Here is a 25310-nt window from a genome sequence, read left to right on the forward strand (position 1 = left end):
GGCCGCGTGCTGCAGGCCATCCGCGAGAACGAGTTCCGCGCCGAGGCCATCGGCTACCGCGTGGTGGTGTACCGCACCACGTCGAGCGTGTTGTCGGCGCTGTTTGCCACCATGGCGGGCGCGATGCTCGCGCTCTGGCTGCGCTACAACGGGCCGGACACCTCGCTCAGCTTCGAAATCATGATGGACTGCCTGCTCATCGTGGTGATTGGTGGCATGGGCACGATCTACGGCTCGGCCATCGGCGCCGTGTTGTTCCTGGTGGCGCAAAGCTACCTGCAGGATCTGCTGCGCCTGGGCCACGAGGCCACCTCGGGCTTGCCCTGGGTGTCGGCGCTGCTCTCGCCCGACCGCTGGCTGCTGTGGCTGGGCGTGCTGTTCGTTTTGTCGGTGTATTACTTCCCCACCGGTGTGGTGGGTCGCCTGCGCGCGGCAGCTGCGCGCAAGGCGGGGTGAGCCATCCTGGCCGCGCCGGGTGACCGGTGCGGCCAGGGTGTGGTTGGTGAGCTGTACATAAAAGACGCAAAGAAAAACCCCAGGAGACAAGCACATGAAGATGAGCATGAAGAACCCGCGTTTTCGACCCTTCGTTCCCGCAGCCGTGGCAGTGGCTGTTCTGGCCGCATGCGGTGGCGGCAACAACGGCGACAACGCTGCCCCCAACACCAAGCCCGCTTATCTGGGCACGGTCAGCGAGACCACCTACGACGGCACCAGCAACGACCTGCTGACCGCAGGCCTGGGCGCCACCGGCATGGCCGCCGCCGCGCCGCCCGCCTATGCCGACCCGCTCAAGCCCACCGCCGCTGAGCTGCGCCGCGCGGCCATCCACACCAACTACCGCGCCATGCTCGACATGACGAAAGAGGGCGGCTATGGCCTGCTGTACGGTCCCAACGTGGACGCGCAGGGCAAGGTCACGGCGGGCGAGGGCAAGATCGCAGGCACCGAGTACATCGCCTTTGCCGACGACGGCACGGGCCGCAAGAACGTCACGCTCATGGTGCAGGTACCCGCCAGCTTCGACCCCAAGAAGCCCTGCATGATCACCGCCACCACCTCGGGTTCGCGCGGCGTGTATGGCGGCATCTCCACGGGCGAATGGGGCCTCAAAAAGGGCTGCGCCGTGGCCTACTCGGACAAAGGCACGGGCGGCGCGCCGCACGATCTCATGAACGACACCGTGCCGCTGATCGACGGCACGCGCACCACGGCCGCCGCTGCAGGCAAGAATGCGGCGTTCAACGCGGGCCTTTCGGCCACGGACCTGGCGGCTTTCAACACCGCCACGCCCAATCGCTTTGCGTTCAAGCATGCGCACTCGGGCCAGAACTCCGAGAAAGACTGGGGCACCAGCACGCTGCAGGCCGTTGAGTTTGGCTACTACGTGCTCAACCAGCGCTACGGCGCCACCACGGCCGACGGCCAGCGCCTGAAGACGCTGACCCCGGCCAACACCATCGTGATCGCGTCCAGCATCTCCAACGGCGGGGGCTCGGCCATCGCCGCTGCCGAGTTGGACACGCAAGGCCTGATCAGCGGCGTGGCCGTGTCCGAGCCCGCCATCGAAATGCCCGCCAACCCCGGCGTCACAGTGCGCCGTGGCGGCGCCGAAGTGGCCGTCACCGGCAAGACGTTGGTGGACTTCACCACCTATGCCAACCTTTACCAGGCTTGCGCGTCGCTGGCCCCCTCGATCAGCACCACTCCCTTTGCGGCTGCCTTCGCTGCCGGTTTTGCCAGCGCGGCGTTGCCCATTGCGCCCAACCGCTGCGCATCGCTCAAGACGGCAGGCCTGCTCTCGGCCAGCACTACCGCCACGCAGGCCGAAGAGGCACTGGCCAAGCTGCGCGCCTATGGCTGGGAGCCAGAGTCCAACGACCTGCACGCCTCCATGGCGGCGTTCGAGGTATCCCCCGCCGTGGCCGTGACCTTTGCTAACGGGCTCTCGCGCGCCAGCGTCAAAGACAACCTGTGCGGCTTCAGCTACGCGGCCACTGCCTCCACCGGCGCTGTGGCCCCGCTGCCAGCGGCTGCTCTGCCAGGCATGTTTGCTACCGGCAACGGCGTGCCGCCATCGGGCGGCATCAACCTGGTGAACAACCTGGGCAAGTTCGGCCCCGCGCGCGACTTCCTGTCGTTCTCGGATGCGGGCGTGGCGGACTGGAACCTGTCGGGTGCCCTGTGCCTGCGTAACCTGGTCACCGGCACCGATGCAGCGGCCAAGAAGCTGCAGGCTGGCCTGGATGAAACGCGCCGCAACGGCAACCTGCGCGGCAAGCCAGCGATCATCGTGCACGGCCGCGCCGATGCACTGCTGCCCGTGAGCCACACCTCGCGCCCGTATGCGGCGCTCAACAAGAAGGTAGAAGGCGCCGCCAGCAAGCTCAGCTATGTGGAAGTGGCCAACGCCCAGCACTTCGATACCTTCATCGGCCTGCCCACGGTGCTGCCGGGCTACGACAGCCGCTACGTGCCGCTGCACGTGTACCTGAACCACGCGCTCGATGCCGTGTATGACCACCTGGCCAACGGCAAGGCCTTGCCTGGCAGCCAAGTGGTGCGCACGGTGCCGCGTGGCGGCACGCCAGGCAGCGCACCGGCCATCACTGCGGCCAACGTGCCACCGCTGGCTGCCACACCCGTGGCAGCCAACGCCATCGCCATCACAGCAGGCGCCATCTCCGTCCCTGACTGACGAGGGCGGAACGCGTCAGACCCGACGTTCCCTGGCCCGCGTGCCCATGGTTGGTGTGCGGGCCAGTTCAGAGCGGGGTGCAGTGCAACGAAGGAGAGACATGAATACCGTGAAAATTTGGAGCCGCCGAATGGCGGTGGCCCTGGCTGTGCCAGGTGTGCTGATGGCGGCGTTGTGGACTGGTGCTGCAGCACCAGCGCGCGCTGCCGAAGTGGTGGTGGGGCAGGTGGCCCCGTTGTCGGGGGTGTTGGCCAGCACCGGCGAGCAAATGGTGCTGGGCGGCAAGATTTACTTTGACTCGGTGAACGCCAGCGGCGGTGTGCATGGCGCCACCATCCGCCACGAGGTGGTGGACGACGCCTACAAGGTCGCCGAAACCGTGCGCCTGACACGCGCCATGCTCGCGCGCCCGGAGGTGGTGGCCTTGTATGGCTTTGCAGGCACCGCCAACATCACCCAGTTGCTGACCGATGGTGTGTTGGAGCAGGGTGGCGCAGCGCTCGTAGCGCCTTACACGGGTGGCGAGTCGTTGCGCAACCCGTTCAATCCGTGGATTTTTCATGTGCGCGCGGGCTATGGCGACGAGGCCGAGCACATGGTGCAGCAGCTCACCACGCTGGGCATGAATCGCATCGCCGTGATGTACCAGGACGACGGTTTTGGCAAGGCGGGCCTGGCAGGTGTGGAGGCGGCGCTGGCCAAGCGCAACCTCAAGCTGGTGGTGTCTGCGGGCTACGAACGCAACACCGACAAGGTGGACGACGCCGTGGCGGCCATCAAGGCGGTCGACGTGCACGCCGTGATCATGATTGCCATCAACAAGCCTGCGGCTGCTTTCATCCAGCGCTACCGCGAGCAGGGCGGCGGTGCGCAGCTTTACAACATCTCGGTGGTCAATCCGGATGAGCTTGTCAAGCTCGCGGGGTTGAAAAATGCGCACGGCCTGGGCATCAGCCAGGTGGTACCTTATCCGTACCGGCCCTTGCTTCCAGTGGTGCGTGAGTATCACACGCTGCTCAAGAAGTATGCCCCTGGGGCCGAGGTCAACTACACCAGCTTCGAGCAGTTTCTGGGCGCGAAGGTGTTGGTGGAGGCTTTGCGTCGCGCAGGCCCTGCACCCACACGCGCCAAGGTCGTCAAGGCGTTGGAGTCGTTGCAGAACTATGACTTGGGCGGCGTCACGCTGGGCTATTCCCCCACCAACCGCATCGGCTCGCGCTATGTGGAGGTGACGGTTATTGGCAGCAATGGACGTCTGATGAAGTAGGCCGACCGTGTTTTTCCTTGCGCTCTTTCACTCTCTTATTCTCTGAAGGTTCTCATCATGGTTCCCTCCTCTCGCTATGTCACCTGCGCTGGCTATGAAATCCACTACATGGAGTGGGGCGCGCCGGATGCACCTGTTGTGATCGCCTGGCATGGCCTGGCGCGCACCGGGCGTGACATGGACCCGCTGGCCGCTCACCTCGCATCCCGCTATCGCGTGATTTGCCCCGACACACTGGGCCGGGGCCTGAGCCAGTGGGCGCGGGTGCCGCAGGATGAATACTGCATGGCGTTCTATGCGCGCATCGCGGCAGATCTTTTTGATCGGCTCGGCATCGAATCCGCGCACTGGGTGGGCACGTCAATGGGTGGAGCCATCGGTACCTTGTGTGCGGGGGGGCTGCTCCAGCCTCAGCTCAAGCCCCGCATCAAGAGCCTGCTGCTCAACGACAACGCCCCCAGTCTGGCCGATGCAGCGCTCGGGCGCATCAAGGGCTATGCAGGCAATCCGCCCGTGTTCGACACGGTGCTGGAGTTGGAGACCTTCTTCCGGCAGGTGTACCAGCCCTACGGCTGGATCAGCGACACGCAGTGGCGGTCGTTGACCGAAAGCAGCACGCGCCGCTTGTCTGATGGCCGTGTGACGCCGCACTATGACCCGGCCATGGTGCAGCAGCTCACGCATCACGACAACGACTTCCTGATCTGGGACCACTACGACGCGCTTGATCTCCCCGTGCTGTGCCTGCGCGGGGTGGATTCTGACCTCGTGTTGCGCGAGACCACAGCCGAAATGCTCACCCGTGGGCCTGGCGCACGGGGCCTGGTGCAGGTGGTGGAGGTGCCGGGCTGCGGCCATGCCCCCGCGCTCAATGTGCCCGAACACTATGCGCTGGTGGACCGTTTCCTTGAACAAGGCTCGAAAGCGCCTGCCCAGGCGCGCTCTGCGGGCGGCGTCGGATCGAAAGCCTTGCAGGAAGCCTCCTCGCACCTGCAGTGGCCTTGAGCCACCGGCCCCGACGCCGCAGCCAGGAAGCTGCAAGCCGGCGTGGATGAAACGCACCGCCAGCATGCTCGGCTACGTGGAAGTTGCCAACAACACCCAGCACTTCGGCCGCTTTGTTGGCCCGCCTGCAGTGCTGCCAGCCAAAGGGTGTGCTCGGTAGTACGCCGGGCAGCGCTCCCGCCATCAGGCCGCTAGTGCGCCGCCGTTGGCCACTACGCCCGCGGTGGCCCATGCCATCGTGATGGCTCCAGGTTCTATCGCGGTCCCCGATTGACGGAGATGGGACAGGTCAGGCCCCAAGCGCCGCGGCCCGTGGGGCTGCAACTGACGCATGCGGACTGGTTCAGAGCAAGGTGTAGTGCAACGGAGGAGATGTATGGATACCTTGAAGAGATGGAGCTGCCGACTGGTGGCCGCCCTGGCTGCGCCAGGTGTGCTGGTGGCTGTGTTGTGGGGCGGCGCCGCAGCGTTTGTGCCTGCGCGTGCGGCTGAGGTCGTGGTGGGGCAGGTCGCCCCACTGTCGGGCGTACTGTCCAGCACGGGCGAGCAGATGGTGCTGGGCGGCAAAATTTATTTTGATTGGGTCAATGCCCACGGTGGAGTGCATGGCGCCACCATCCGCCACGAGGTGGCAGACGATGCCTACAAGGTCGCCGAAACCGTGCGCCTTGCGCGCAGCATGCTGGCGCGCCCGGAGGTGGTGGCGTTGTATGGCTTTGGGGGGACCGCCAACGTCGCCCAATTGCTGACCGACGGCGTGTTGGCGCAAGGCGGGGCGGCATTGGTGGCACCTTTTACTGGCGCTGAGTTGCTGCGCACCCCGTTCAATCCGTGGATCTTCCATGTGCGCGCAAGCTATGGCGATGAGGCAGAGCACATGGTGCAGCAGCTCACCACCCTGGGCATGAACCGCGTTGCCGTGATTTACCAGAACGATAGTTTTGGCAAGGCGGGCCTTGCGGGGGTGGAGGCGGCGCTGGCCAAGCGCAAACTTGAGCTTGTGGCGTCTGCGAGCTACGAGCGCAATACCGACAAGGTGGACGAAGCCGTCAACATCATCAGAGCTGCGGATGTGCATGCCGTGATCATGATCGCTGTCACCAAACCTGCGGCGGCTTTCATCCAGCGTTACCGAGAGCAGGGGGGTGGCGCGCAGCTCTACAACATTTCGGTGGCCAATGCGGACGAACTGGTCAAGCTCGCGGGCCTTAAGAATGCGCGCGGCTTGGGTATTAGCCAAGTGGTTCCGTATCCCTATCGGCCCTTGCTTCCCGTGGTGCGCGAATACCAATCGTTGCTCAAGAAGTATGCGCCTGGGGCCGCGATCAACTACATCAGCTTCGAGCAGTTCCTGGGTGCCAAGGTGCTGGTGGAGGCACTGCGCCGCGCTGGCCCCGCGCCAACGCGCGCCAAGGTTGTCAAGGCGCTGGAGTCTTTGCAGAACTATGACCTGGGCGGCGTTACGCTGGGTTATTCACCCTCCAACCGCATCGGCTCGCATTACGTCGAGGTCACGGTCATTGGTGCCGATGGCCACTTGATGAAATAGGCGGACGGGGTGCTTGGCGAGCAAATCGGCGCGCTCCCTGGTGGGCGAAAGTATCAGGCTCCGCCTAACTGCGTCAGCGCCGCCTGAACCCCCGCCAGCCCGCCCACGCGCTGATTGTTGATAAAAACCTGCGGCATCTGGCGCACCGACGGGCCGCACCGGGCGTAGAACGCCAACCGTTCGGCTTCATCGTCGATCTTGATCTCTTCGTAAGGCAGCGAGCGGGATTTGAGCAGCATCTTCACCGACTCGCATTGCGGGCAGGCGGACTTGGAATACACGGTGATCTGAAGGGTCATGGCGGAAGTTTACGGCGCCTTTGCCCCGGTTTCGCGGTGCCTGCAAGACCACCGTCAGCTGGGTCTTCGGGATGCTCTTCACGAATGCGCACGCCGTGTGCATCTGCGGGCTTGGGCGACCTGCTTCGTTGCAAATGCTCGCAATAACGGGGCTATATCAGCGGGCCGTTGGGGCCCTGGGGTACCGACGCAGTCGTGATGACCGGCATGCGGGCCAGGGTGGCCACCTTGGCCAGTGCGGCGGCATGTGCGCGCAGCGTGGGCATGGGCATGTCGTTGACGGTTTGGAACAGGCCGCTTTGGTGGTCGATGAGCAGCATGACGGCGTCGTCGGGGTTGATGACGGGGCGCTCGCCTTGGAAGTTGGCGATGGTGTGGGTGGGCAAAGACATGGCGGTTTCCTCGGTAGGGATTGGGTTGGAGAAAAAACCTCATCGCAGGCGGTGGGGCTGGGTGTAATATTATTTTTAGGACGATAGCCGCGCTAGTCGGTAATAATTGAGATCAGAGTTTCATGGGTAGAACAATGACCCCTCCTGACCTGAATGACCTGTACTACTTCGCCCAGGTGGTTGAGCACAGCGGCTTTGCCCCGGCGGGGCGGGCGCTGGGGGTGCCGAAGTCCAAGCTGAGCCGGCGGATCGCCCTGCTGGAAGAGCGCCTGGGCACCCGGCTGATCCTGCGGTCCACGCGCAGCTTTGCTGTCACCGAGGCGGGCAAGGGCTACTACACACATTGCCGCGCCATCCTGGAGGAGGCCCAGGCGGCGGAGGATTTCATCGCCCTGGCCCATGCCGAGCCGCGTGGCGTGGTCCGCATGGCCTGCCCCGTGGCGCTGCTGTCCACGCGCGTCGGTGAAATGCTGGCGGACTTCTTGGCCGAATACCCGTTGGTGGAATTGCATCTCGAAGAAACCAACCGCAAGGTGGATGTGGTGGGCGAGGGTTTTGACCTCGCCATCCGAGTGCGCCCGCCGCCGCTGGAAGACAGCGACCTCTTCATGCGCGCTTTGTCCGACCGCAGCCAGTGCCTGGTGGCAAGCCCTGCGCTGCTGGCCCGCTGTGGCAGGGTGCCTGCAGGCCCTGAGGATCTGGCCGGGCTGCCCAGCATGGACCTTGGGCAGCCGCAGGACGAACACTCGTGGGTGCTGGAGGGACCCGAGGGCGCCAAGGCCCAGATACGGCACCGGCCCCGCTACATCACGCGGGCCATGCTGGCCTTGCGCGCTGCGGCCGTCGCTGGTGTTGGCGTGGTGCAACTGCCGCGCATGCTGGTGGCGGGCGAGTTCGAGCGCGGCGAGTTGGTGCCCGTATTGCCCGGCTGGGCGCCCCGGCGCGAGATCATCCACGCCGTGTTCGCCGCAAGGCGCGGGCAGATTCCTGCCGTGCGCCAGTTGATCGACTACCTGGCGGATCGCTTCGGGCAGCTCAAGGAGGATTGAGTTCGTGGGGGACTGGGACCTGTGTGCCCGATGCGGCGCCGGGATGTGCACCGGCTGTTGGCAGACTCAACGGGTGCGTGCGCACAAGCCGTGCAATCCGTGGAGTCATCAGTTTGCTGCAAATTCGATAGCAAACAATGAATACGAATAAGCGCAAGGCACCCATTTGACCCCAAAGTACCGCGCCCGCCGTCCTCCCAACGGGTGGGTGGAGCGTGCGTGAACAAGGGGCGGGCCATCACTGGCCTCAGAACGCGTCTTCCTGCGCCGAGGCGCTGGAGAACAGGCGGACTTCAACGATCTTTCCATCAGCGATGCGCGGCAGATCCACGCAGACCTCGTGCCAGAATGAACCGATGAGCACCGCCACCTCTTCCTCCTCCTTCCAGTCCAACGCAGACGGCACCCAGGTCACCACTTACACCTGGGCCGAAACCCCGGGCCAACCTGCGGGCGTCGTGCAAATCTCTCACGGGCTTGCCGAACATGGCGAGCGCTACGACCGCTTTGCGCGGGCGCTGAACGCCGCAGGCTTCATCGTCCACGCCGTGGACCATCGCGGCCACGGGCGCACCGCCGGTGGCAAGCTGGGTGACTTTGGCAGCGCTGGCTTCAGCGGCCTCATTGCCGACGTGGCCCAGTTCGGCGCACTGCTGCGCGCGCAGCATGGGCCGCAGCAGCTTCCGCTCTTTTTGTTCGGCCACTCCATGGGCTCGTTCGCGGCGCAGGCGGCCATCCTCGACCATTCATCGACTTGGTCTGGCGTCATCCTGTCAGGCTCCACCGCCCTCGACCTGCTCGCCGCCGCCATGGCCAACGCCCCTGCCGACGCGCCCGCTGGGCTCGCGGCGTTCAACGCAGGCTTTGAGCACCGCACCGGCTACGAATGGCTGTCGCGCGACGCCGCAGAGGTAGATGCTTACGTGGCCGACCCGTGGTGCGGCTGGGATGTGCCTGAGGAGGTGATCCCCTCGCTCTTCGCACCCGCGCCACGGCTGGCCGACCCCGCGCAACTCGCACGCATCCGCAGCGGCCTGCCCATCCTCATCGCATCCGGCGACGCAGACCCGCTGGCCGCAGGCGGGGTCTTGTTGGAGCAACTGGGGCAGCGGTATCGGGATGCCGGTGTGGCCGATGTGACGGTCAAGCTGTACCCGGCGGCGCGGCATGAAATCTTGAATGAGTCCAATCGGGATGAGGTGACGGGGGATGTTGTGGGGTGGTTGAGGGAGCAAAGTGAAGTGGCGTAGTCGATGCTCGACGTCGTGATGGCGATCTGGTCGATGCCTGTTTTCGGCCAACTGCTGGCGTACGACCGGACTGGTACAGGCGTGGCACGCGACGTAAACAGCGAAAGACAGACTGCAACTGAGGACGAAAAAAATGCCAAAAGCCTCAAAAAAGAAAATTAAACGACGCCCATTTCGTAAAACTCTTGATCAAAGCAAACCAAGGAGTCAGTTACTTACTGGAAAGCTGACCGCCAATACACACAATGAGCGTATTTCATACGTAAGGAGAACGCTTTCTCCGGACGCCAATGGGAATTACTTAATCGGCCCAAAAAATTCTTATTTGCTGTCTAGTGCGGCAGTTCGACATATATTTGACGGAGATTTAGCGGATCAGGTGGTGCGTAATCCCGGAGTGCCAACTGTGGTGCAAAAGATCCTGAAAGGAGGATTGCACTCATTTTTGGGCTGGAAAAATTTAAATAATCAACGTCCAGAGGTAGTGCATGGGGCGATTTACCGCAGCGACCGACACCAGTTCTGGTACTTTGCACGCGAATTGCAAAACGGTGTCGTACTCCTTAAAATACCCCGAACTTTGTTCCAATCGAATGCCGCAAAGCTGACTCTAAGCGCAGACATCTATTTCAAATCCGGTTATTTGTGGAAAACGCTTTTCCCCGAGTATATGTCCCGGGATGACGTAATATCAGCCATCGATGAGTCACTTTTTCATCCGGATGCTGAGGAGTCTGAAGAAGGAATTCTTGTAGGATACGCCCTGCTCGACGATCCTTTAAAAGCACTAAAAGTCCGTGTTCAAGTCACCGGATTTCAAATTAACTCAGCTTTTCCGACTTGGGGTCAACCATCCACGGGTAATAATGGAAAGCCATACATCCATTCAGATGCAATTGCGTTTTCTTTGGCTGCCTCCACTATATTCTTCGGCGACGAAGAAAAATTTTTTAGCATTGCACAAAACGGCAACTTCAGGACGCCGTTAACTTCGCTAGCTACTTTGAGGGTAGCGACACCTTCAATCTTCTCTAGAAGGCCGATTTTTGATTCAACCTCGCGAGATTTAGAAGTTCGTGACACTTGGAATTTGCAGAGGAAAATTATGGCGGAGACGGCCAGCCATTTGGAATTAGAAGCTGTCAAGAGCTATATCACAGATGATCGTTTGCTAAAAGACCCGTTCCCGCTACTCATTGAAGCCTACGGCGAAGATTATCGAGATTTTTCACGGGAAGCGGATTTTTACTCACTTACTTCGCTTTACCAAAATCAGCTTGACGGCTTTAAATTTCTGGCGGAATTTGATTCGCATCACTCCACCAAGCACGCGAAAGACTATTTCCTGCTCTATCTCCGCTCAAGATTTCTTCGTTTTGGGGGGCATGAAGTGTGGGAGTCAAAGCGAATGCATGTGGCGATTATTGAGTCGGTAATTTCGAGTGATGACTCCGTCGTTGCCTGGGAATACATTAAAGCACTAGCCACAAGCCCTAGTCGGATGGCTGCGTATTCGGATATTAACTTTAATCCGTACGCCGACGGCGACATTGCCGTTGTTGGCGTGTCTGAGCCTAATGTCCGCGCCAAACCTCAGCACTTATACCGCTTTGCGGCTAATAATTCAGGACTAAATTATATTCTATATATGAGCTTGAAAGAGCGTGAGAAACTTTGTTCCGCCTCGCTATCGGTCTATTTTAAGCATTTTAATGAATTTGTCGCCGATCAAGTTGGATATGCAGATGTGCGCGAGCTCACATCCTTTGCCTGGTACGCCAAAGATGTCGTAGGCCTGCTCCGGAGAGATATAAGCGGCGTGGACAGGGATGCTATACGAGAAATTGCACACGATTACTATCGAGTAATGCAGCTTGCTCAGGTTGCAGTGCTTGTCGATAATGGAGAAATTATCAACGGGGGGCGCTCGCTTGAATTTGATGATCACCCTTATAGTGCATATTGGCTTTACACAAAAATAAAACACCAACGCGACTGGCTTATCATACAGGTTTCAGAGTTTTTCCATCATTTTGGGCTATTGTGCTCCGATATAGGCGATGCAAAACTTCAGGCGTTCTGCGAATCTCGAGCTGATGCTTTTCGAAAAGAAATAATCCCGTCACCGAAAAGCGTTCCTGCTAATTATCGGCGCTGGCGAAATATAAGAAACAACTCCCATGGCCGACTCCAAGCGGATAGCTTGCTCAAATTGTGGTTTCCCGATGGGAAGTCACGTGATTAAAAAATTGCACCGATGATAAGACAATTTTATTCCACATTCCACATTCCACATTCCACATTCCACATTCCAGACTCGGACTTTTAAGCCAGAGAGTAATCCGACGTATCAACTGGAGTGACAGCAATGGGCCCGAAGCCGCCGGTCAGAGCAAAGACATACAGCCGCCACCAGATGACCGAACAAAGCCATGGCCCAGCGCAAGTGCCATAATGTTTGGAACGAATGCGCTTGCGGTATTGGTCAGGTCGTAGTGTTTCGGGTAGAGTCGCGGCGAATGGTTTCATGGCGGAGTTTGGCGCTGCTTTTTTATCTAGCAAGCATGGCGAAACTAAGCTACAAAGCACTTCCCGCATTTTTGTCGTACGAATTTGGACCCAAAGCGCCCAGTGTGGCCTGCGGCTTAATGCGGTCTACATTAATTTAGATTTAATTTGAAGGTAGACAGATGAGTTACGTCGCAAAGACATATAACGTGATGATTGCCTCGCCGGGAGATGTTGCGTCTGAACGGGCCATCATTCGGGATGTTGTATACGAATGGAATGCGGTTCACTCTAACGCTCGAAAGATTGTTCTACTCCCAATTGGCTGGGAGACTCATTCCTCCCCAGAAATGGGCGCATCTGCTCAATCCATCATCAATAACCAGGTCCTAGACAAATGCGACCTACTCGTCGGCGTTTTCTGGACTAGGATTGGCACAGCAACAGATGAATATGCGAGCGGCACCGTGGAAGAGATTGAGCGTCATATCGACACAGGCAAACCGACCATGCTGTACTTCTCAAGCCAGCCGGTCGCTATGGACACAGTTGACCTGGATCAGGTTGCGAAGCTGAAAGCCTTCAAAGATTCATGCCGTAGTCGCGGTCTGTACGAGAGCTATGACAGCCATGCCAACTTCAGAACAAAGTTCTATCGACAACTCCAACTGAAGCTGAACGAACATCCCCTTTTTTTGAGTGAAGTCAGTGGGGGTGGTGCAACACCAATAGAGGAATCAAAGACCAAGATTCCCGCACTCTCTACTGAAGCACGAGTCTTGCTCAGGGAAGCAAGCTTGGATGACCACGGAAGTATCTTGTATGTCCGATACATAGGTGGCACCGATATCCAAGTAAACGGAAAGAATGTCATTCCTTCTGGAGAGAGGCGCGAGGCCGCGAAGTGGGAACAAGCGCTGAGCGAGCTCGTCGCATTGGATCTTGTTGTCGAGCGCGGCCAGAAGGGAGAGTTTTTCGAACTAACGAACCGTGGCTATCAGATTGCCGAGATGATTGCGCTGTAAATCTAATCCATCGCTCAAATCGAAATGCGTCGGCAGGTAGCGGCCCGTGGCTTAGCTTTGGCGGTGAGTGGCAGCCTTTGACAGACGCCACCGCCTGCTCCTGGCACACAAGGGTCGCTTGCATGTTTGCTCCAAAAGCGGCCCGTCAGACCACTTAAATACTCCCTTTGTTTAGGGCCTCCGTTTGCACCAAAATTGGACTCATGGCCCCGATGAACAACAGGAACTGGATCGCCTGCAGGTCAAGCACCCATGGTGCTGAAAAAAGTCCGCTCGGGGGCAAACCCTACTGGTTGTGGATTGATTGGCCGGTGGCGCCAGTCAGTCCTCGATCTGGTCCGCAGTCTCGTAACCGCTCGCTGTGACTTTCATGACTGTGCCGTTTGGCTTGACGTTTTCTATCAGACCTGCAGCTAGCAATTGTTCGATTGCAGCGGACCAGAGCGCCGCCTCTCTGGCTACATGCGTCGCCACAAACTCACGTCGCTGCGTATTCAACATTATTCCAGCAGGCGCCATTTTCATCCGCAGAATGAGACCATTCTCATCGCGACTTGCGCTCTTGAGCAATTGCTTTGCTTGAGGCAAAAGTTCGGACTCTCGGTTGTCTGACGCCGCCGCTCTACTAACGGAGTTGGATGCCGCCGCAGACTGGAACATCGGATGGCCGTTCAAGATCATCTGCAGTTGCCGACTGAACACACTCCTGAAGTCGTTGATTGCATCGTAGGTTGCATAGAGGCCGCGACTTTGGCAGGACGCTTTAAATTCCGTCAACTTCGCATACTGTGCTGCGTCAACACTGTCCAACGCGACCGGCTGACTTGAGAAATAAAGCATGGTGGGTCTGCCGGACGCAATGTGCTTTTCGATTTCCTCAACAGTTCCGCTCGCATGTAAGGGTGTAGCGGTACCAATCCGAGTCCAGAAGACCCCGACAAGCAAATCGCATTGCGCAAGCACTTGGCGGTTAATTATTTCCTGAGGATGGGCACCCATCTCAGGAACAGAGTGGGTCTCCCAACCGACTGGCAATAGCACGATGCTACGCGTCTTCGCGTGGACTGCGTTCCACTCCGCGATCACTTCACGAACGATCGCACGTTCGGCTCCGACGTCGCCAGGGGAGGCGATCATTACGCTGAAGACGGTTGCTGGATAGCTCATCAACATTCCTCCCGAAGTTCTTGCGACCACTCTACGGTGCGCGATGTGCGGACGAATACCCCCGGTGAACGCAAATATTGAGCGACCGCTTCACATAACCGCCAACGGCGGCTGGCCGATAGTACGTGTTCGATGGCAATCGTCGGATGATGGCAACCACTGCCAAGCATCCAGAACCCCGAGCATTCAACTTCGTCGGCCACTGAGCCAACTAGCGCCCCCGCGCCCCTCGCCCCCTCCGCGCCCCCCCCGCCACCTGGCAAGCCCTCCGATACGCCCGCAGCGTCACCTCCGCTCGCTGCATCACCGTGTCCTCCACCGTGGCCGCTCCTCCGGCCAGCTCGTCGGCTTGGGCCTGCAGTAACTCCGCCGGGCTCATGCCCGATGCCTCGCCCGTCAGCAGCGCAATCCCCTCGCTCACATGCCCCATGGTGTAGACATGGAACAGCCCGCGCTCCACCGCGTCCAGCACGCAGCGGTCCAGCATCAGGTGGCGTTGGTTGCGGGCGGGGATCAGCACGCCCTGCGTGCCGTCCAGCCCCGCAGTGCTGCAGGCGCGGAACCAGCCTTCGATCTTTTCGTTGATGCCGCCCACGGGCAGCACTTCGCCATGCTGGTTGAGCGCGCCGGTCACGGCGATGCCCTGGCGCAAGGGCAGGCCCGACAGGCTGGACAGCAGCGCATACAGCTCGGCGCACGAGGCCGAGTCGCCCTCCACGCCGCTGTATTCCTGCTCGAACACGATGGACGCATTGAGTGCCAGAGGCGCCACGTGGCTGAACAGGGCGGTGAGGTAGCTGTGCAGGATGAGCACGCCTTTGTCGTGGATGGGGCCGGACATATCGACCTCGCGCTCGATGTTGAGCAGGCCTTCTTGCCCGGCAAACGTGCGCGCGGTGATGCGCACCGGAAAGCCGAAGCGGTAGTCGCCCAGGTCGATCTGCGTCATGGCGTTGATCTGGCCGGTGATGGAGCCCGCCAGCGTGATCAGGCGCTCGCCTTCGGTGATGGAATCGTGCAGCTCTTCTTCGGGCTGGTTGTGGCGCTGGGTGCGCGCGGCCAGGGCGGCCTGCACGTCGGTTGCCTGCACCAGCGTGCCGCCGCGCGCCTTGCACAGGGCGGCGCTTTCGATGGCCAGCGCTTCGGTGTGCGCAAAGCGGGCGCTCTGGCGGCGCTGGTCGTCGGCCTCGCGGTGGGTTTGCTCCAGCAGCAGGGCCACGGCGTCGGGGCCGAAGGGGGGCAGGCCGCGCTTCTTGCAGACGTGCGCCACTAGGATGGCGGTGGCGTGGTGGGTGGCGGGGGTGGCGGCAAAGTGGTCTGAAAAGTCCACCTTCACGCGAAAGCGGCGCGCGGCGTCGGGGTCGGCCTCCTGCAGCGCGTAGTACTCGTCCACCGAGCCGATCAGCACGATTTTCACGTCCACGTCCACCGGCTCGGGCTGCAGGGTGGCGCTGCCACCACCGCCGCCGTGCGCGGGGCTGCCGCCGCCGCCTTCCTCGATCTGCAGGCGCCCGCAGCGCAGAAAGCGGCGCAGGCGGGGCCACAGGCCCTCTTCGGTGGCCAGGTCGTGCAGGTGCAGCATGATGAAGCCGCCATGCGCCTTGAGCAGGCTGCCCGCGTGCACGCTGGCGTGGCCGGCCTGCACGGTGTCGGCGTCCGCGCCATGTTCGATGCTGCCAAACAGCGTGCGCGCTGTGGGGTTGTCTTCCACCACCACGGGGGCGGCGCTGCGGTCGGCGTTGTCCACCACCAGGTTCACATGGCAGCGCGCCAGCAGGTCGTCCAGCGCGTCTTTGCGGTCGTCTTCGGCATCTGCGCCTTGTTCGGCGTCGAGGGGCTCGAACAGGTCGATGTGGTCGAGCACGGTGCGCTCCACCCGGTCAAGCCACTGCGTGAGCTTGATGGTGTTCTTGATCTGCTTGCGCTGGTCCTGGCGGATGTCGTGCAGCGCATGCTCTACCAGCGGCTTGACGGTCTGGCGGCGCAGGGCGGCCAGGGCGTCGTCGCGCGTGCGCTCCAGCGGGCGGGTGGTTTCGAGAAAGCGGGCGATCTCGGTGCGCAGGTCTTGTTCGGCGGCGTCGATCTCGGCACGGCGCTCGCGAGGCAGCGCGTGGGCCTCGCTTTCGGTGAGCTGCTGGCCCTTGGGACCGGCGAGGGTGAACACCAGGTGCCCGCCGTCGCGCGACAGGCGGAACTGGCGGGCCTCGGCAAAGGCGTCGAGTGCGGCGAAGGCCTCGTTCTCCTGGGCTTGCCAGGTTTTCTCGATGCGTTCGGCCTCGGCCTTGAAGTCGGGGCTGGCCAGGCGCTTGGGGATGTCTGCCTGCAGGCTGCGCGCCATGTCGGCCAGCCCCAAACGCAACTGGCGGCCCTGGCCTGCGGGCAGGCGCAGGGCGCGGGGGCGGTCGGGGCTGTCGAAGTTGTGCAGATAGCACAGGTCGGGTGGCACGGGGCGGCCAGCTGCCGCCGCCTGCATGGCCTGGCGCAGCAGCGACGCGCGCCCGCTGCCCACCTCGCCCAGCACGAACAGGTGGTAGTCGGGCTGCTGCATCGCCAACCCGAACTGGGCTGCGGCCTGGGCGCGCTCCTGGCCGATCCAGGGCAGGGGCAGGTCCTGCAACTCGGCCGTGCTGGCAAAACCCAGGGATTCGGGTGCAACGGTCAGCCGCAGTTGGTGGGGGGCGAGGGAAGAGGCGGGCATGGGCGGGGCTCGTGGGAGAGGGTGGACCGACGGAGGGGCTGCAATCTCCGAAGATTTGAATGAAATTGACTGACTATGTACCTACCTCAGAGTCCGACCCAGCCCGAACGGCTGGGGGCGAAGCGTCTGAGGTATGTAAATAATCAGGTGAAATTGGCCTCTGGCGCTTGATTATCAAGCGCTAATAGCTATCAATAATATAGCAAATGCATGGCACCTTCACCCGCGCGCCGCAGGGCAGGCGCCTGTGGGCGCGCCGCCCGCCTGTGCGTGGCTGCGTGCGTCCGCCAGCACGGCGGCGGTCGGCGCCTCGGTGGGCCAACCCGCCAGGTGCTGCTGCGTGATGCGGGAGAGGGCGGTGATCCAATGGCTGTTGTCGTTCAGGCAGGGGATGTAGTGGAACTCCTGGCCGCCCGCGTGCAAGAAGGCCTCGCGCACCTCCATGTTGATTTCTTCCAGCGTTTCCAGGCAGTCGCTGGCGAAGCCGGGGCACACCACGTCCACCCGCCGCGTGCCCGCCTTGCCCAGCGCTTCGATGGTGGGTTGGGTGTAGGGCGTGAGCCACTTGGCCTTGCCAAAGCGCGACTGGAAGGTGATGCGAAAGCGCTCCGCGCGCAGGCCCAGGCGCTCGGCCAGCAGGCGGCCGGTTTTGCGCGCCTCGCAGGCATAGGGGTCGCCCAGGTGCAGGGTGCGTTCGGGCACGCCGTGAAAGCTCATCACCAGTTGGTCGGGCTGGCCGTGGTGCTTCCAGTGGGTTTCGATGGTGCGGGCCAGCGCGTCGATGTAGCCGGGCGCGTCGTGATAACGGTTCACGAAGCGCAGCTCGGGCACGTTGCGTGTGTGTGCGGCCCAGGCGTACACCGCGTCGAAAACGCTGGCGGTGGTGGTGCCCGAGTATTGCGGGTACAGCGGCAGGATGAGGATGCGCGTGGCGCCTTCGGCCTTGAGCGCGTCGAGCTCGCTGGCGATGGATGGGTTGCCGTAGCGCATGGCGTGGCGCACCAGCACGTTGTGGCCCGCCTCGCCCAGCCAGCCGCGCAGCAGCGTGGCCTGCTTGGCCGTCCATACCGCCAGGGGCGAGCCCTCGGGCGTCCATATGCTGGCGTATTTGGCGGCGGATTTTGCGGGGCGGGTGCGCAGGATGATGCCGTGCAGGATGGGCCACCATGCCAGTTTGGGGATCTCGACCACGCGGTGGTCGCCCAGGAACTGCGCCAGGTAGCGGCGCACCGCGGGTGCCGTGGGTTCGTCGGGCGTGCCCAGGTTGCACAGCAGCACGGCAGTGCGTTCGGCTTGGCCGTGGGTGTAGGGAGGTTCTGGGTGAAAAGGGGAGCGCATGCCTGCATTGTGGCAAACAGGGTCGTTGAAAAGGCCTTCAGGCCTGGAGTATTCTTGGCAAACCATGCCTGCATCGCCTGTCGACCCTTCCACACCACTGCCCCCGGCGCAGCCGCTCAACACCGCCCGCATTCGCGCCATCACCATCGACCTGGACGACACGCTCTGGCCCATCTGGCCCACCATTGCGCGGGCCGAGGGTGTGCTGCTGGACTGGCTCACGCAGCACGCGCCCGCCACGGCGGCCTTGTTCTCCAGCACCGAATCCCTGCGTGCCATCCGCAACCAGATGGTGGCGCTGCGGCCCGACCTGCTGCACGACCTGAGCGCGCTGCGGCGCGAGTCCATCCGCCTGGCGCTGACCCAGGCCGGTGACGAGCCCGCGCTGGCCGAACCCGCTTTCGACCTGTTTTTTGCCGAGCGCCAGCGCGTGGACTTGTTTGACGACGCCCACGACACGCTGGCGTTTTTGTCGGCACGCTACCCCGTGGTGGCTTTGTCCAACGGCAACGCCGACGTGCACCGCATTGGCATTGGCCACTATTTTCGCCACAGCATCAGCGCGTCGGAGTTCGGCGTGGCCAAGCCTGATGCGCGCATCTTCCACGCGGCGGCCAGCGCGGTGGGTGTGTTGCCGCACGAGGTGCTGCATGTGGGCGATGACGCCACCCTCGACGCCCAGGGCGCGCTCCAGGCGGGCATGCAGGCGGTGTGGATCAACGCCGCCAACCACCCCTGGCCCCATGGCGACAGCGCGCCCCATGCCACGGTCGGCAGCCTGACCGCGCTGCGGCAGTTGCTGGACTGAGCGCTGTATTTCTTGCTCCAAGTCAAGATTCGAGCGCATGCTGATTGAAGCCGCAGCCCGATAACGTCACACTTACCCGTCGCCACGCGACCGCACACCATGCCCCGTAAGCCCCCCTTGTTGCCCGCCGTCCGCACCATCCGCCTGATGCAGCCCATGACATGGCTGGTCATGGCCTGGCGCGACATGGCGCGTGCGGGCTGGATCAGCTTTGCACACGGCCTGGCGCTCAGCCTGTTCGGGGCCGCCATTTTTGCCGTGGCCCACAACAAGTTCTGGCTGCTGGCGGGGGCGTTGTCGGGCTTTTTGGTGGTGGCGCCGGTGCTGGCCACCAGCCTGTATGCGCTGAGCCGCGCGCTGGAGCGGGGCGAGCCCGCCAACCTGGGCGTGGTGCTCAAGACCTGGCTCAACTGGCAGAACAGCCACGTCAACAAATGGGGCAACGATTATTGGTGCATGGTCCAGTTCGGCTCCTTGTTGGCGCTGGCCGCGTCGGGCTGGGTGATGACCTCGGCCGCGCTCATCACGCTGCTGGCACCGGTGCCCATCGAGACACCGCTCGACTTTCTGCGCCATGTCGTCATGGCCCCTGATGGCTGGTTGTTCGAAATCTGGCTGGCGCTGGGCAGCCTGATGGCGGCGCCGATTTTTGCGTCCAGCGTGGTGGCCATGCCGCTGCTGCTGGACCGCCGCGCCACGCTGCTGCAGGCCGTGCTCACCAGTTGGCAGACGGTGCTGGTCAACCCGCTGCCCATGGCGTTCTGGGCGGCGCTCATTTTGGGGTTCACGCTGCTGGGCCTGGGCTCGCTGCTGCTCGGCCTGATCGCCGTGATGCCCATGCTCGGCCACGCCAGCTGGCATGCCTACCGTGATCTGGTCGATGCCTCCAGCCTGCCCGAGCGGGACCTGGCAGCAGCGCCTGCGCGCAGTGGTGGTGGAGGCGCATCGTGATCTTTGGTTTTACCGAGGCGCAGATATCCGGCTTCTTCCTCACCTATGGCGTGGGCGCGTTCATCGTGTACATGCTGTTCATCATCGGCCAACTGGCCTGGGAGTCCAAGGCCGGTCGTTTTGGCACCTTTGTGCTGTTTTTGGGGCTGGGCGTGGGTTTCCTCGGTTTTTTGGCCAAGGTCGTGATCCAGTGGTGGCTGGAAAAATAGCGACACCCCCCTGAGGAGCAGCCCGTGCTGCGGGGTGGCCTCGGGCCGCGCTCATTGCACGGAGCGGGTGCCATGCCAATGCCGCAAAACCCGATGAGCGCGCGGCGGCATTGCGGTAAGGTCGGCGCACCCAATGGCTTGACCGCACATGACTTCCATACCGACCCCGCCCCCGCTCACCCGCGCTGAATCCAGCGCCTTCACCGAAACCTCCACCCACGCCGATGTGCTGGCGTTTGTGGACGCCCTGGGCGCGCTGGGCGATGCGCGGCTGCACATTGGCGACTTTGGCACCACGCCTGAAGACCGCCTGCTGCCGCTGCTCGTGTTGTCGGAGCATGGGCATTTCACCCCCGCGGCCGCGCAGGCCAGTGGCCTGCCCGTGGTGATGATCCTGTGCGGCATCCACGCGGGCGAGGTGGAGGGCAAGGAGGCCGCGTTGATGCTGGTGCGCAACCTGCTGCGCGGCGAGCATGGCGACCTGTTGGCGCACTGCACGCTGGTGGTGGCGCCCCTCTTCAACCCCGACGGCAACGACCGCCTGAGCGCCGACAACCGCCCGCTGAACGTTGCCCAACTGCGCGGGCAGGACGGCCCCCAGCTGGTGGGCACGCGCAACAATGCGGCGGGCATCAACCTGAACCGCGACTACATGCGCCAGCAGTCCACGGAGATGCGCCTGCTGCAAACCCGCGTGTGCCAGCCCTGGAATCCGCACCTCACGCTCGACTGCCACACCACCAACGGCTCCATCCACCGTTTCGCGCTGACCTACGACATCCCCCACACCGAACACAGCGGCCGCAGCGAGCCCGTGGCCTACCTGCGCGAGCGCATGATGCCCGCCGTGCAGGCGGCGGTGAAGCGCAGCGAGGGGCTCGACACCTTCTGGTACGGCAACTTCGTGCGTGACGAGGGCGGCCAGGGCCAGGGCTGGATCACCTACACCCACCATCCGCGTTTTGGCTGCAACTACCGGGGGCTGACCAACCGGCTCGACGTGCTGCTGGAGGCGTACTCATACATCAGCTTCGAGGCGCGCGTGCAGGTCACTTACGCCGTGCTGCGCGAAGCGCTGCACTATGTGGCCGCGCACGGGCCGGAGATCGTGCGGCTGCTGGCCGACTGCGCCGAGCCACCCGAGAAAATCGCCATCCGCTACGCGCTGGAGGCCGTGCCGGACGCCACGGTGGAGGTGCTCACGCGCGAGCCGTACACCTTGCAGGGCGCTCCCATCAGCGTGCAGGTGCCGCACTTTGCGCACTTCGTGCCCACGGCCACGGTGCAGCGCTCCTGGGGCTATGCCATGCCTGCTGCGGTGGCTGAGCACCTGCAAGGGCACGGCCTGGCGCTGGCGCCCGTGGCGGCGGGCACGCAGCTACAGGTTGAAGTGCCGATCCTGTTGGCGCCCTGCGCCGAGCCCGGCCCCAAGATCCTGGAGGCCCAGGCCAGCACCTACTGGCGCGCCCGCCACGAACGCACCGAACGCGCCCTGCCCGACGGCTGGTGTGTGGTGCCCACCGGCCAGCCCTATGGCGCCATTGCCGTCTATGCCTGCGAGGCAGAAAGCGACGATGGTGTGGTGGCCAATGGCATCCTGCCGCCGCCCGAGCCGGGCGATGAAATGGTGGTGTGGCGGGTGCTGCAAGCTCCGCCGGGTTTTGCCGAGGGGGCATGACACAGGCAGACAAGCAGAGAGGCAGAGAGCTGGTGCATTGAACCGCGCCCTCTGGTCACAGCCCCTCAGTCCGGCTTCACTTTGGCGCGCAGCAGCACTTTCTTCCAGCGCTCTTGCTCAGCGGCAATGAACTGAGCGAACTGGGCGGGCGTGCCGCCAATGGCTTCGGCGGCGTCGCCGTTCAGGCGCTCCAGCGAGGCGGGGGCCTTGACGGCCTTGGCGGTCTCGGTGGCCAGCTTGTCGAGGTGGGCCGGGGCCAGGTTGGCGGGGGCCAGCATGCCGTACCACTGGGTCATCTCAAAACCGGGGAAGCCCTGTTCGGCCACGGTGCCCACGTCGGGCAACTGGGGCAGGCGCTGGGTCGAGCCGGTGGCGATGCAGCGCACCTTGCCTGATTTGATGAACGGCAGCATGGCGGCGGCGCCCACCGAGGCTGCGTCAAGGCGGCCCGAGAGCAGGTCGGTCATCATGGGGCCGGTGCCACGGTAGGGCACGTGCAGCATGAAGATCTCGGCGGTCATCTTGAGGTATTCGAACGCCAGGTGCCCGGCGCTGCCGTTGCCCGCCGAGCCGTAGCTGAACTTGCCGGGGCTTTTTTTCACGTAGGCAATGAACTCCTTGAGGTTCTTGACCGGCACGTCGGGGTGCACCACATACAGGCTGGGCACCTTGGCCAGCAGGCTCACGGGCTTGAAGTCCTTGTTGGCGTCGTAGGGCAGCTTGTCGAAGATGAAGGGGTTCACGGCCAGTGTGCCGATGTGGCCCAGGATCAGTGTGTGCTGGTCTTCCGCACGGGCCACTTCACCCATGGCGATGTTGCCTGCGGCGCCGGGCTTGTTGTCCACATACACGCTTTGCCCCAGGGTCTTGCTCAGCTCAACGGCGGTGGAGCGGGCCACGATCTCCGAGCTGCCGCCGGGCGCAAAGGGCACCACAAAACGCAGGGATTTGGAGGGCCAGGCCGTTTGCGCCGATGCGCCCGTGGGCAGCAGGCCACCCAGGGCCAGCGCGCCGCTGGCACCCAGCAGATGGCGGCGCGTGGATGAAAAGAAGGCGGGGTCTTCGTGTGAAACCATGGGTTTGTCTCCGTAAACACGTTCTACGACGCAAGGGCTGCGCGTGACGCCATGGTGCCGGGATCGGCTTTCGGAATGCTGTCAGCGGGCTAGGTAGTTTCCCGCTCCCTCTGCGCCCTCCCGCGCGCCCGCGCAACTGCGATCGCTTCAGCCCGCTGCAACGCAGGCTGCCACGGCGCTGCCGCTGAGCACGGCGCCTTCAAGCGTGGCGGGGTAGGGGCCTTGCACGTAGTCGCCGCAGGCCGTCAGCCCCGGCAGCACCTGCATGGCGGGCCGCTGCAGGCCGGGGGTGCAGGCAAAGGTAGCGCGTTTTTCCACCACGGTTTGCACGGAGCGCAGGGTGGGCAGGGCGAGCTGGGCGCTGGCTTGCTGCAGCACCTGGTGTTCGATGTGGGCCCGCTCGCCGTTGCTGGCGCTCACTACAAAGGCCAGCAGGCCGTGCTGTCCGCCCGCCTGGCCCCGGTCGAACACGAACTGCGCCGGGTGTGCGGCGGTGCTGCGCAGCGCCAGCATGGGCTGGGGCAGGCGCGCGCCGTGGGCGTGGGCATAGACGGTGGTGATGGACTCAAAGCGCAGGGCATTGGCCGTGGCGCTCCAGCGGCTGGCGGTGGCCAGGCCTGCGGTGCCCGCCAGGCCCTCGACCAGTCGGCTGGCCTCCCAGGATGGGCAGGCGAGGGTGATGTGGTCAAACACCTCGGGCGTTTTGGTGGCATCTGCGCACACCAGTTGCCAGCGTCCGCGCGGTATGGGGTGCAGGCGCTGAATGCGCTGGCCGGTGACGACCTGGCCGCCCTGCTGCTGTAGCCAGCGGGCCGCTGCTTCGGGGAAAAGGGCGCCCAGGTCGGTGCGCGGCAGCAGCAGGTTGGAGCCGCCGCGCCCGCTGAACAGGCTGTCTTGCAGCACGCGCAGAAACACCTGGCCGCTGGCTTCATTCGCGGGGGTGTTGAGGGCCGATACGCACAGCGGATCGATGAACTCTGCCATCAGGCGCGGGGTGAGCGTGGCGCACAGTTGTGCCACCGAAGTCTCGGGCGCGCAGCGAAAGCCGTGCAGTTGCCAGCCGGTGGCCGCACGCAGCAGCGCCAGCTTGTCACGCCAGAGCCAGCCCTTGGCGCGGGCAATGCCCAGCAGGGCGTCGAGCGGCGGGGGCAGGTCGGGCAGTTGCAGCCCCTGGCCGTCGGGGAACTGCAGCGTGAGCGGCAGGCGCAACAGGGCCGTGTCGGCGTCTACGCCCACCAGCCGCATCAGGCGCAAGCACTCGGCGTAGGCGCCGATGAGGATGTGCTGGCCGTTGTCGAGCGTGGCCGCAGTGCCATCCGGCAAGTGGCCCGGCACGGCGCGCGCGCGGCCGCCCACGGTGCGGGCGGCTTCGAGCACGGTGACCTGGCGGCCTGCCTGTGTGTGCGCGATGGCGGCGGCCATGCCGGCCCAGCCCGCGCCAATGACGGCGATCTTCATGCCTGCGTCACCATCACCACTACATCCGGCCCAGGGCCTGCACCTTCCACGCCAGCCAGAACTTGCGCAGCGGCGTGAGGCGGATGCGCTGGTGCAGCACCTGGAAGTTCTCGTGCTCAATCTCGCGCAGCAGGGTGCGGTAGATGCTGGCCATCATCAGGCCGGGCTTTTGTGCGCGGCGGTCGGCGTCGGGCAGCAGGGCAAAGGCCTCGTCGTACAGGCGGTGGGCGCGTTCGGCTTGAAAACGCATCAGCGCGGTGAAACGGTCGGAGTAGGTGCGCTTCAAGATCTCGTGCGCCTTCACGTCAAACTGCTGCAGCTCGTTCACCGGCAGGTAGATGCGGCCCAGCATGGCGTCTTCGCCCACGTCGCGGATGATGTTGGTGAGTTGGAACGCCAGGCCCAACTGGTGGGCGTATTCGGTGGTGCGCGGGTCGGTCTGGCCGAAGATGCGCGCGGCCACTTCGCCCACGACGCCCGCCACCAGGTGGCAATAGCCCTTGAGGCCTGCAAAGTCGAGGTAGCGGGTCTGCTCCAGGTCCATCTGGCAGCCATCGATCACGGCCTGCAGGTGGCGCTGTTCGATGCCATAGTCGGCGGCCAGTGGCATCAGGGCCAGCATCACGGGGTGGGTGGGCTGGCCTGCGTAAGCCTTGGCCACCTCGGCCTGCCACCAGGCCAGCTTGGTGCGGGCCACGCCGGGGTCGGTCACTTCGTCCACCACATCGTCCACCTCACGGCAAAACGCATAGAACGCCGTGATGGCCGCGCGGCGCTGCGCGGGCAGAAAGAGAAAGGCGTAGTAGAAGCTGCTGCCCGAGGCGGCGGCTTTTTGCTGTACGTACTGCTGCGGTGTCATGGGGCGGCATTGTCCCACGGCGCAGA

General features: G+C 63.3%; 22 protein-coding genes and 1 pseudogene. 14 read left to right on the forward strand and 9 right to left on the reverse strand.

The features are described from left to right. The 5 genes from Q0105_RS14725 to Q0105_RS14745 all read left to right on the forward strand — a co-directional run. On the forward strand, positions 1-456 hold a 456-nt coding region (locus Q0105_RS14725; RefSeq protein WP_298212889.1), incomplete at its 5' end, for a branched-chain amino acid ABC transporter permease. A 94-nt stretch (positions 457-550) separates the two neighbouring features. Next, entirely contained in the window at positions 551-2698 is a 2148-nt protein-coding gene (locus Q0105_RS14730; RefSeq protein ID WP_298212890.1) for a D-(-)-3-hydroxybutyrate oligomer hydrolase, read from the forward strand. 100 nt (positions 2699-2798) lie between these two features. After that, positions 2799-3965, forward strand: coding sequence for an ABC transporter substrate-binding protein (locus Q0105_RS14735; RefSeq protein WP_298212891.1), 1167 nt, complete (start codon positions 2799-2801; stop codon positions 3963-3965). A gap of 57 nt (positions 3966-4022) precedes the next feature. Further along, positions 4023-4970, forward strand: a complete 948-nt coding sequence (locus Q0105_RS14740) for an alpha/beta hydrolase (RefSeq protein ID WP_298212892.1) — start codon at positions 4023-4025, stop codon at positions 4968-4970. Between the two features lie 376 nt (positions 4971-5346). Next, the gene (locus Q0105_RS14745) at positions 5347-6519 is read left to right on the forward strand and encodes an ABC transporter substrate-binding protein (protein ID WP_298212893.1); all 1173 of its coding nucleotides are present in this window, start codon (positions 5347-5349) and stop codon (positions 6517-6519) included. 53 nt (positions 6520-6572) lie between these two features. Here the strand turns inward: Q0105_RS14745 and Q0105_RS14750 are convergent, their stop codons facing one another. After that, complete coding sequence (locus tag Q0105_RS14750; RefSeq protein ID WP_298212894.1) at positions 6573-6818, reverse strand: glutaredoxin; 246 nt, start codon at positions 6816-6818, stop codon at positions 6573-6575. Positions 6819-6973: 155 nt separating this feature from the next. Beyond that, positions 6974-7210 (reverse strand): annotated as a pseudogene (locus tag Q0105_RS14755) (hydrolase); the annotation flags it as partial. A gap of 134 nt (positions 7211-7344) precedes the next feature. Here Q0105_RS14755 and Q0105_RS14760 point away from each other — a divergent pair. Further along, entirely contained in the window at positions 7345-8259 is a 915-nt protein-coding gene (locus Q0105_RS14760; protein WP_298212895.1) for a LysR family transcriptional regulator, read from the forward strand. Between the two features lie 247 nt (positions 8260-8506). Here Q0105_RS14760 and Q0105_RS14765 read toward each other — a convergent pair whose 3' ends face one another. Continuing rightward, a complete protein-coding gene (locus Q0105_RS14765; RefSeq protein ID WP_298212896.1) occupies positions 8507-8629 on the reverse strand; it encodes a hypothetical protein in 123 nt (40 codons plus the stop codon). Here Q0105_RS14765 and Q0105_RS14770 point away from each other — a divergent pair. The 4 genes from Q0105_RS14770 to Q0105_RS14785 all read left to right on the forward strand — a co-directional run bounded on the left by Q0105_RS14770 (position 8616) and on the right by Q0105_RS14785 (position 13042). After that, positions 8616-9509 carry an alpha/beta fold hydrolase gene (locus Q0105_RS14770; RefSeq protein ID WP_298212897.1) on the forward strand — a complete coding sequence of 298 codons (894 nt, stop codon included), beginning with the start codon at positions 8616-8618 and terminating at the stop codon, positions 9507-9509. The genes Q0105_RS14765 and Q0105_RS14770 overlap by 14 nt on opposite strands. A 3-nt stretch (positions 9510-9512) precedes the next feature. Continuing rightward, entirely contained in the window at positions 9513-9671 is a 159-nt protein-coding gene (locus Q0105_RS14775) for a hypothetical protein (RefSeq protein WP_298212898.1), read from the forward strand. After that, on the forward strand, positions 9643-11754 hold the full coding sequence (locus Q0105_RS14780) for a hypothetical protein (protein WP_298212899.1): 2112 nt from the start codon (positions 9643-9645) through the stop codon (positions 11752-11754). The genes Q0105_RS14775 and Q0105_RS14780 overlap by 29 nt, the downstream gene beginning before the upstream one ends. Before the next feature lie 445 nt (positions 11755-12199). Next, entirely contained in the window at positions 12200-13042 is an 843-nt protein-coding gene (locus Q0105_RS14785) for a DUF4062 domain-containing protein (protein ID WP_298212900.1), read from the forward strand. A 321-nt stretch (positions 13043-13363) separates the two neighbouring features. Here the strand turns inward: Q0105_RS14785 and Q0105_RS14790 are convergent, their stop codons facing one another. From Q0105_RS14790 to hemH, 3 genes are all read right to left on the reverse strand, one after another. Next, positions 13364-14209 carry a hypothetical protein gene (locus tag Q0105_RS14790; protein WP_298212901.1) on the reverse strand — a complete coding sequence of 282 codons (846 nt, stop codon included), beginning with the start codon at positions 14207-14209 and terminating at the stop codon, positions 13364-13366. A 211-nt stretch (positions 14210-14420) separates the two neighbouring features. Then, positions 14421-16907, reverse strand: coding sequence for an ATP-binding protein (locus Q0105_RS14795; RefSeq protein WP_298212902.1), 2487 nt, complete (start codon positions 16905-16907; stop codon positions 14421-14423). A gap of 219 nt (positions 16908-17126) precedes the next feature. After that, positions 17127-18245, reverse strand: coding sequence for a ferrochelatase (gene hemH, locus Q0105_RS14800; protein WP_298212903.1), 1119 nt, complete (start codon positions 18243-18245; stop codon positions 17127-17129). 64 nt (positions 18246-18309) lie between these two features. On the opposite strand from hemH, the gene Q0105_RS14805 reads away from it, so the two are divergent. The 4 genes from Q0105_RS14805 to Q0105_RS14820 all read left to right on the forward strand — a co-directional run bounded on the left by Q0105_RS14805 (position 18310) and on the right by Q0105_RS14820 (position 21891). After that, positions 18310-19053, forward strand: coding sequence for an HAD-IA family hydrolase (locus tag Q0105_RS14805; protein ID WP_298212904.1), 744 nt, complete (start codon positions 18310-18312; stop codon positions 19051-19053). A 99-nt stretch (positions 19054-19152) separates the two neighbouring features. Then, positions 19153-20004, forward strand: a complete 852-nt coding sequence (locus tag Q0105_RS14810) for a DUF2189 domain-containing protein (RefSeq protein ID WP_298212905.1) — start codon at positions 19153-19155, stop codon at positions 20002-20004. After that, positions 20001-20213 (forward strand): DUF2788 domain-containing protein, encoded by a 213-nt coding sequence (locus tag Q0105_RS14815; protein ID WP_137748564.1) that lies wholly within the window; start codon positions 20001-20003, stop codon positions 20211-20213. The genes Q0105_RS14810 and Q0105_RS14815 overlap by 4 nt, the downstream gene beginning before the upstream one ends. Positions 20214-20361: 148 nt before the next feature. Continuing rightward, the gene (locus Q0105_RS14820; RefSeq protein WP_298212906.1) at positions 20362-21891 is read left to right on the forward strand and encodes a M14 family metallopeptidase; all 1530 of its coding nucleotides are present in this window, start codon (positions 20362-20364) and stop codon (positions 21889-21891) included. A gap of 65 nt (positions 21892-21956) precedes the next feature. Here Q0105_RS14820 and Q0105_RS14825 read toward each other — a convergent pair whose 3' ends face one another. The 3 genes from Q0105_RS14825 to hpnD form a co-directional block, all read right to left on the reverse strand. Beyond that, entirely contained in the window at positions 21957-22967 is a 1011-nt protein-coding gene (locus Q0105_RS14825; RefSeq protein WP_298212907.1) for a tripartite tricarboxylate transporter substrate binding protein, read from the reverse strand. 147 nt (positions 22968-23114) lie between these two features. Then, on the reverse strand, positions 23115-24425 hold the full coding sequence (hpnE, locus tag Q0105_RS14830; RefSeq protein ID WP_298212908.1) for a hydroxysqualene dehydroxylase HpnE: 1311 nt from the start codon (positions 24423-24425) through the stop codon (positions 23115-23117). Positions 24426-24444: 19 nt separating this feature from the next. Next, complete coding sequence (hpnD, locus tag Q0105_RS14835; protein WP_298212909.1) at positions 24445-25284, reverse strand: presqualene diphosphate synthase HpnD; 840 nt, start codon at positions 25282-25284, stop codon at positions 24445-24447. Positions 25285-25310: the final 26 nt, after the last annotated feature.

It is taken from the genome of Acidovorax sp. (assembly GCF_027492855.1).
GTDB lineage: Bacteria > Pseudomonadota > Gammaproteobacteria > Burkholderiales > Burkholderiaceae_C > Acidovorax.

Bases quoted from the DNA above. Each gene is read 5' to 3' on its own strand.
- Q0105_RS14760 (WP_298212895.1), top strand. From the start codon at position 7,345: ATGACCCCTCCTGACCTGAATGACCTGTACTACTTCGCCCAGGTGGTT.
- Q0105_RS14810 (WP_298212905.1), top strand. From the start codon at position 19,153: ATGCCCCGTAAGCCCCCCTTGTTGCCCGCCGTCCGCACCATCCGCCTG.
- Q0105_RS14750 (WP_298212894.1), bottom strand. From the start codon at position 6,818: ATGACCCTTCAGATCACCGTGTATTCCAAGTCCGCCTGCCCGCAATGC.
- Q0105_RS14795 (WP_298212902.1), bottom strand. From the start codon at position 16,907: ATGCCCGCCTCTTCCCTCGCCCCCCACCAACTGCGGCTGACCGTTGCA.
- Q0105_RS14770 (WP_298212897.1), top strand. From the start codon at position 8,616: ATGAGCACCGCCACCTCTTCCTCCTCCTTCCAGTCCAACGCAGACGGC.
- Q0105_RS14775 (WP_298212898.1), top strand. From the start codon at position 9,513: ATGCTCGACGTCGTGATGGCGATCTGGTCGATGCCTGTTTTCGGCCAA.
- hemH (WP_298212903.1), bottom strand. From the start codon at position 18,245: ATGCGCTCCCCTTTTCACCCAGAACCTCCCTACACCCACGGCCAAGCC.
- Q0105_RS14825 (WP_298212907.1), bottom strand. From the start codon at position 22,967: ATGGTTTCACACGAAGACCCCGCCTTCTTTTCATCCACGCGCCGCCAT.
- Q0105_RS14730 (WP_298212890.1), top strand. From the start codon at position 551: ATGAAGATGAGCATGAAGAACCCGCGTTTTCGACCCTTCGTTCCCGCA.
- Q0105_RS14820 (WP_298212906.1), top strand. From the start codon at position 20,362: ATGACTTCCATACCGACCCCGCCCCCGCTCACCCGCGCTGAATCCAGC.
- Q0105_RS14735 (WP_298212891.1), top strand. From the start codon at position 2,799: ATGAATACCGTGAAAATTTGGAGCCGCCGAATGGCGGTGGCCCTGGCT.
- hpnD (WP_298212909.1), bottom strand. From the start codon at position 25,284: ATGACACCGCAGCAGTACGTACAGCAAAAAGCCGCCGCCTCGGGCAGC.
- Q0105_RS14740 (WP_298212892.1), top strand. From the start codon at position 4,023: ATGGTTCCCTCCTCTCGCTATGTCACCTGCGCTGGCTATGAAATCCAC.
- Q0105_RS14805 (WP_298212904.1), top strand. From the start codon at position 18,310: ATGCCTGCATCGCCTGTCGACCCTTCCACACCACTGCCCCCGGCGCAG.
- Q0105_RS14745 (WP_298212893.1), top strand. From the start codon at position 5,347: ATGGATACCTTGAAGAGATGGAGCTGCCGACTGGTGGCCGCCCTGGCT.
- hpnE (WP_298212908.1), bottom strand. From the start codon at position 24,425: ATGAAGATCGCCGTCATTGGCGCGGGCTGGGCCGGCATGGCCGCCGCC.
- Q0105_RS14780 (WP_298212899.1), top strand. From the start codon at position 9,643: ATGCCAAAAGCCTCAAAAAAGAAAATTAAACGACGCCCATTTCGTAAA.
- Q0105_RS14790 (WP_298212901.1), bottom strand. From the start codon at position 14,209: ATGAGCTATCCAGCAACCGTCTTCAGCGTAATGATCGCCTCCCCTGGC.
- Q0105_RS14785 (WP_298212900.1), top strand. From the start codon at position 12,200: ATGAGTTACGTCGCAAAGACATATAACGTGATGATTGCCTCGCCGGGA.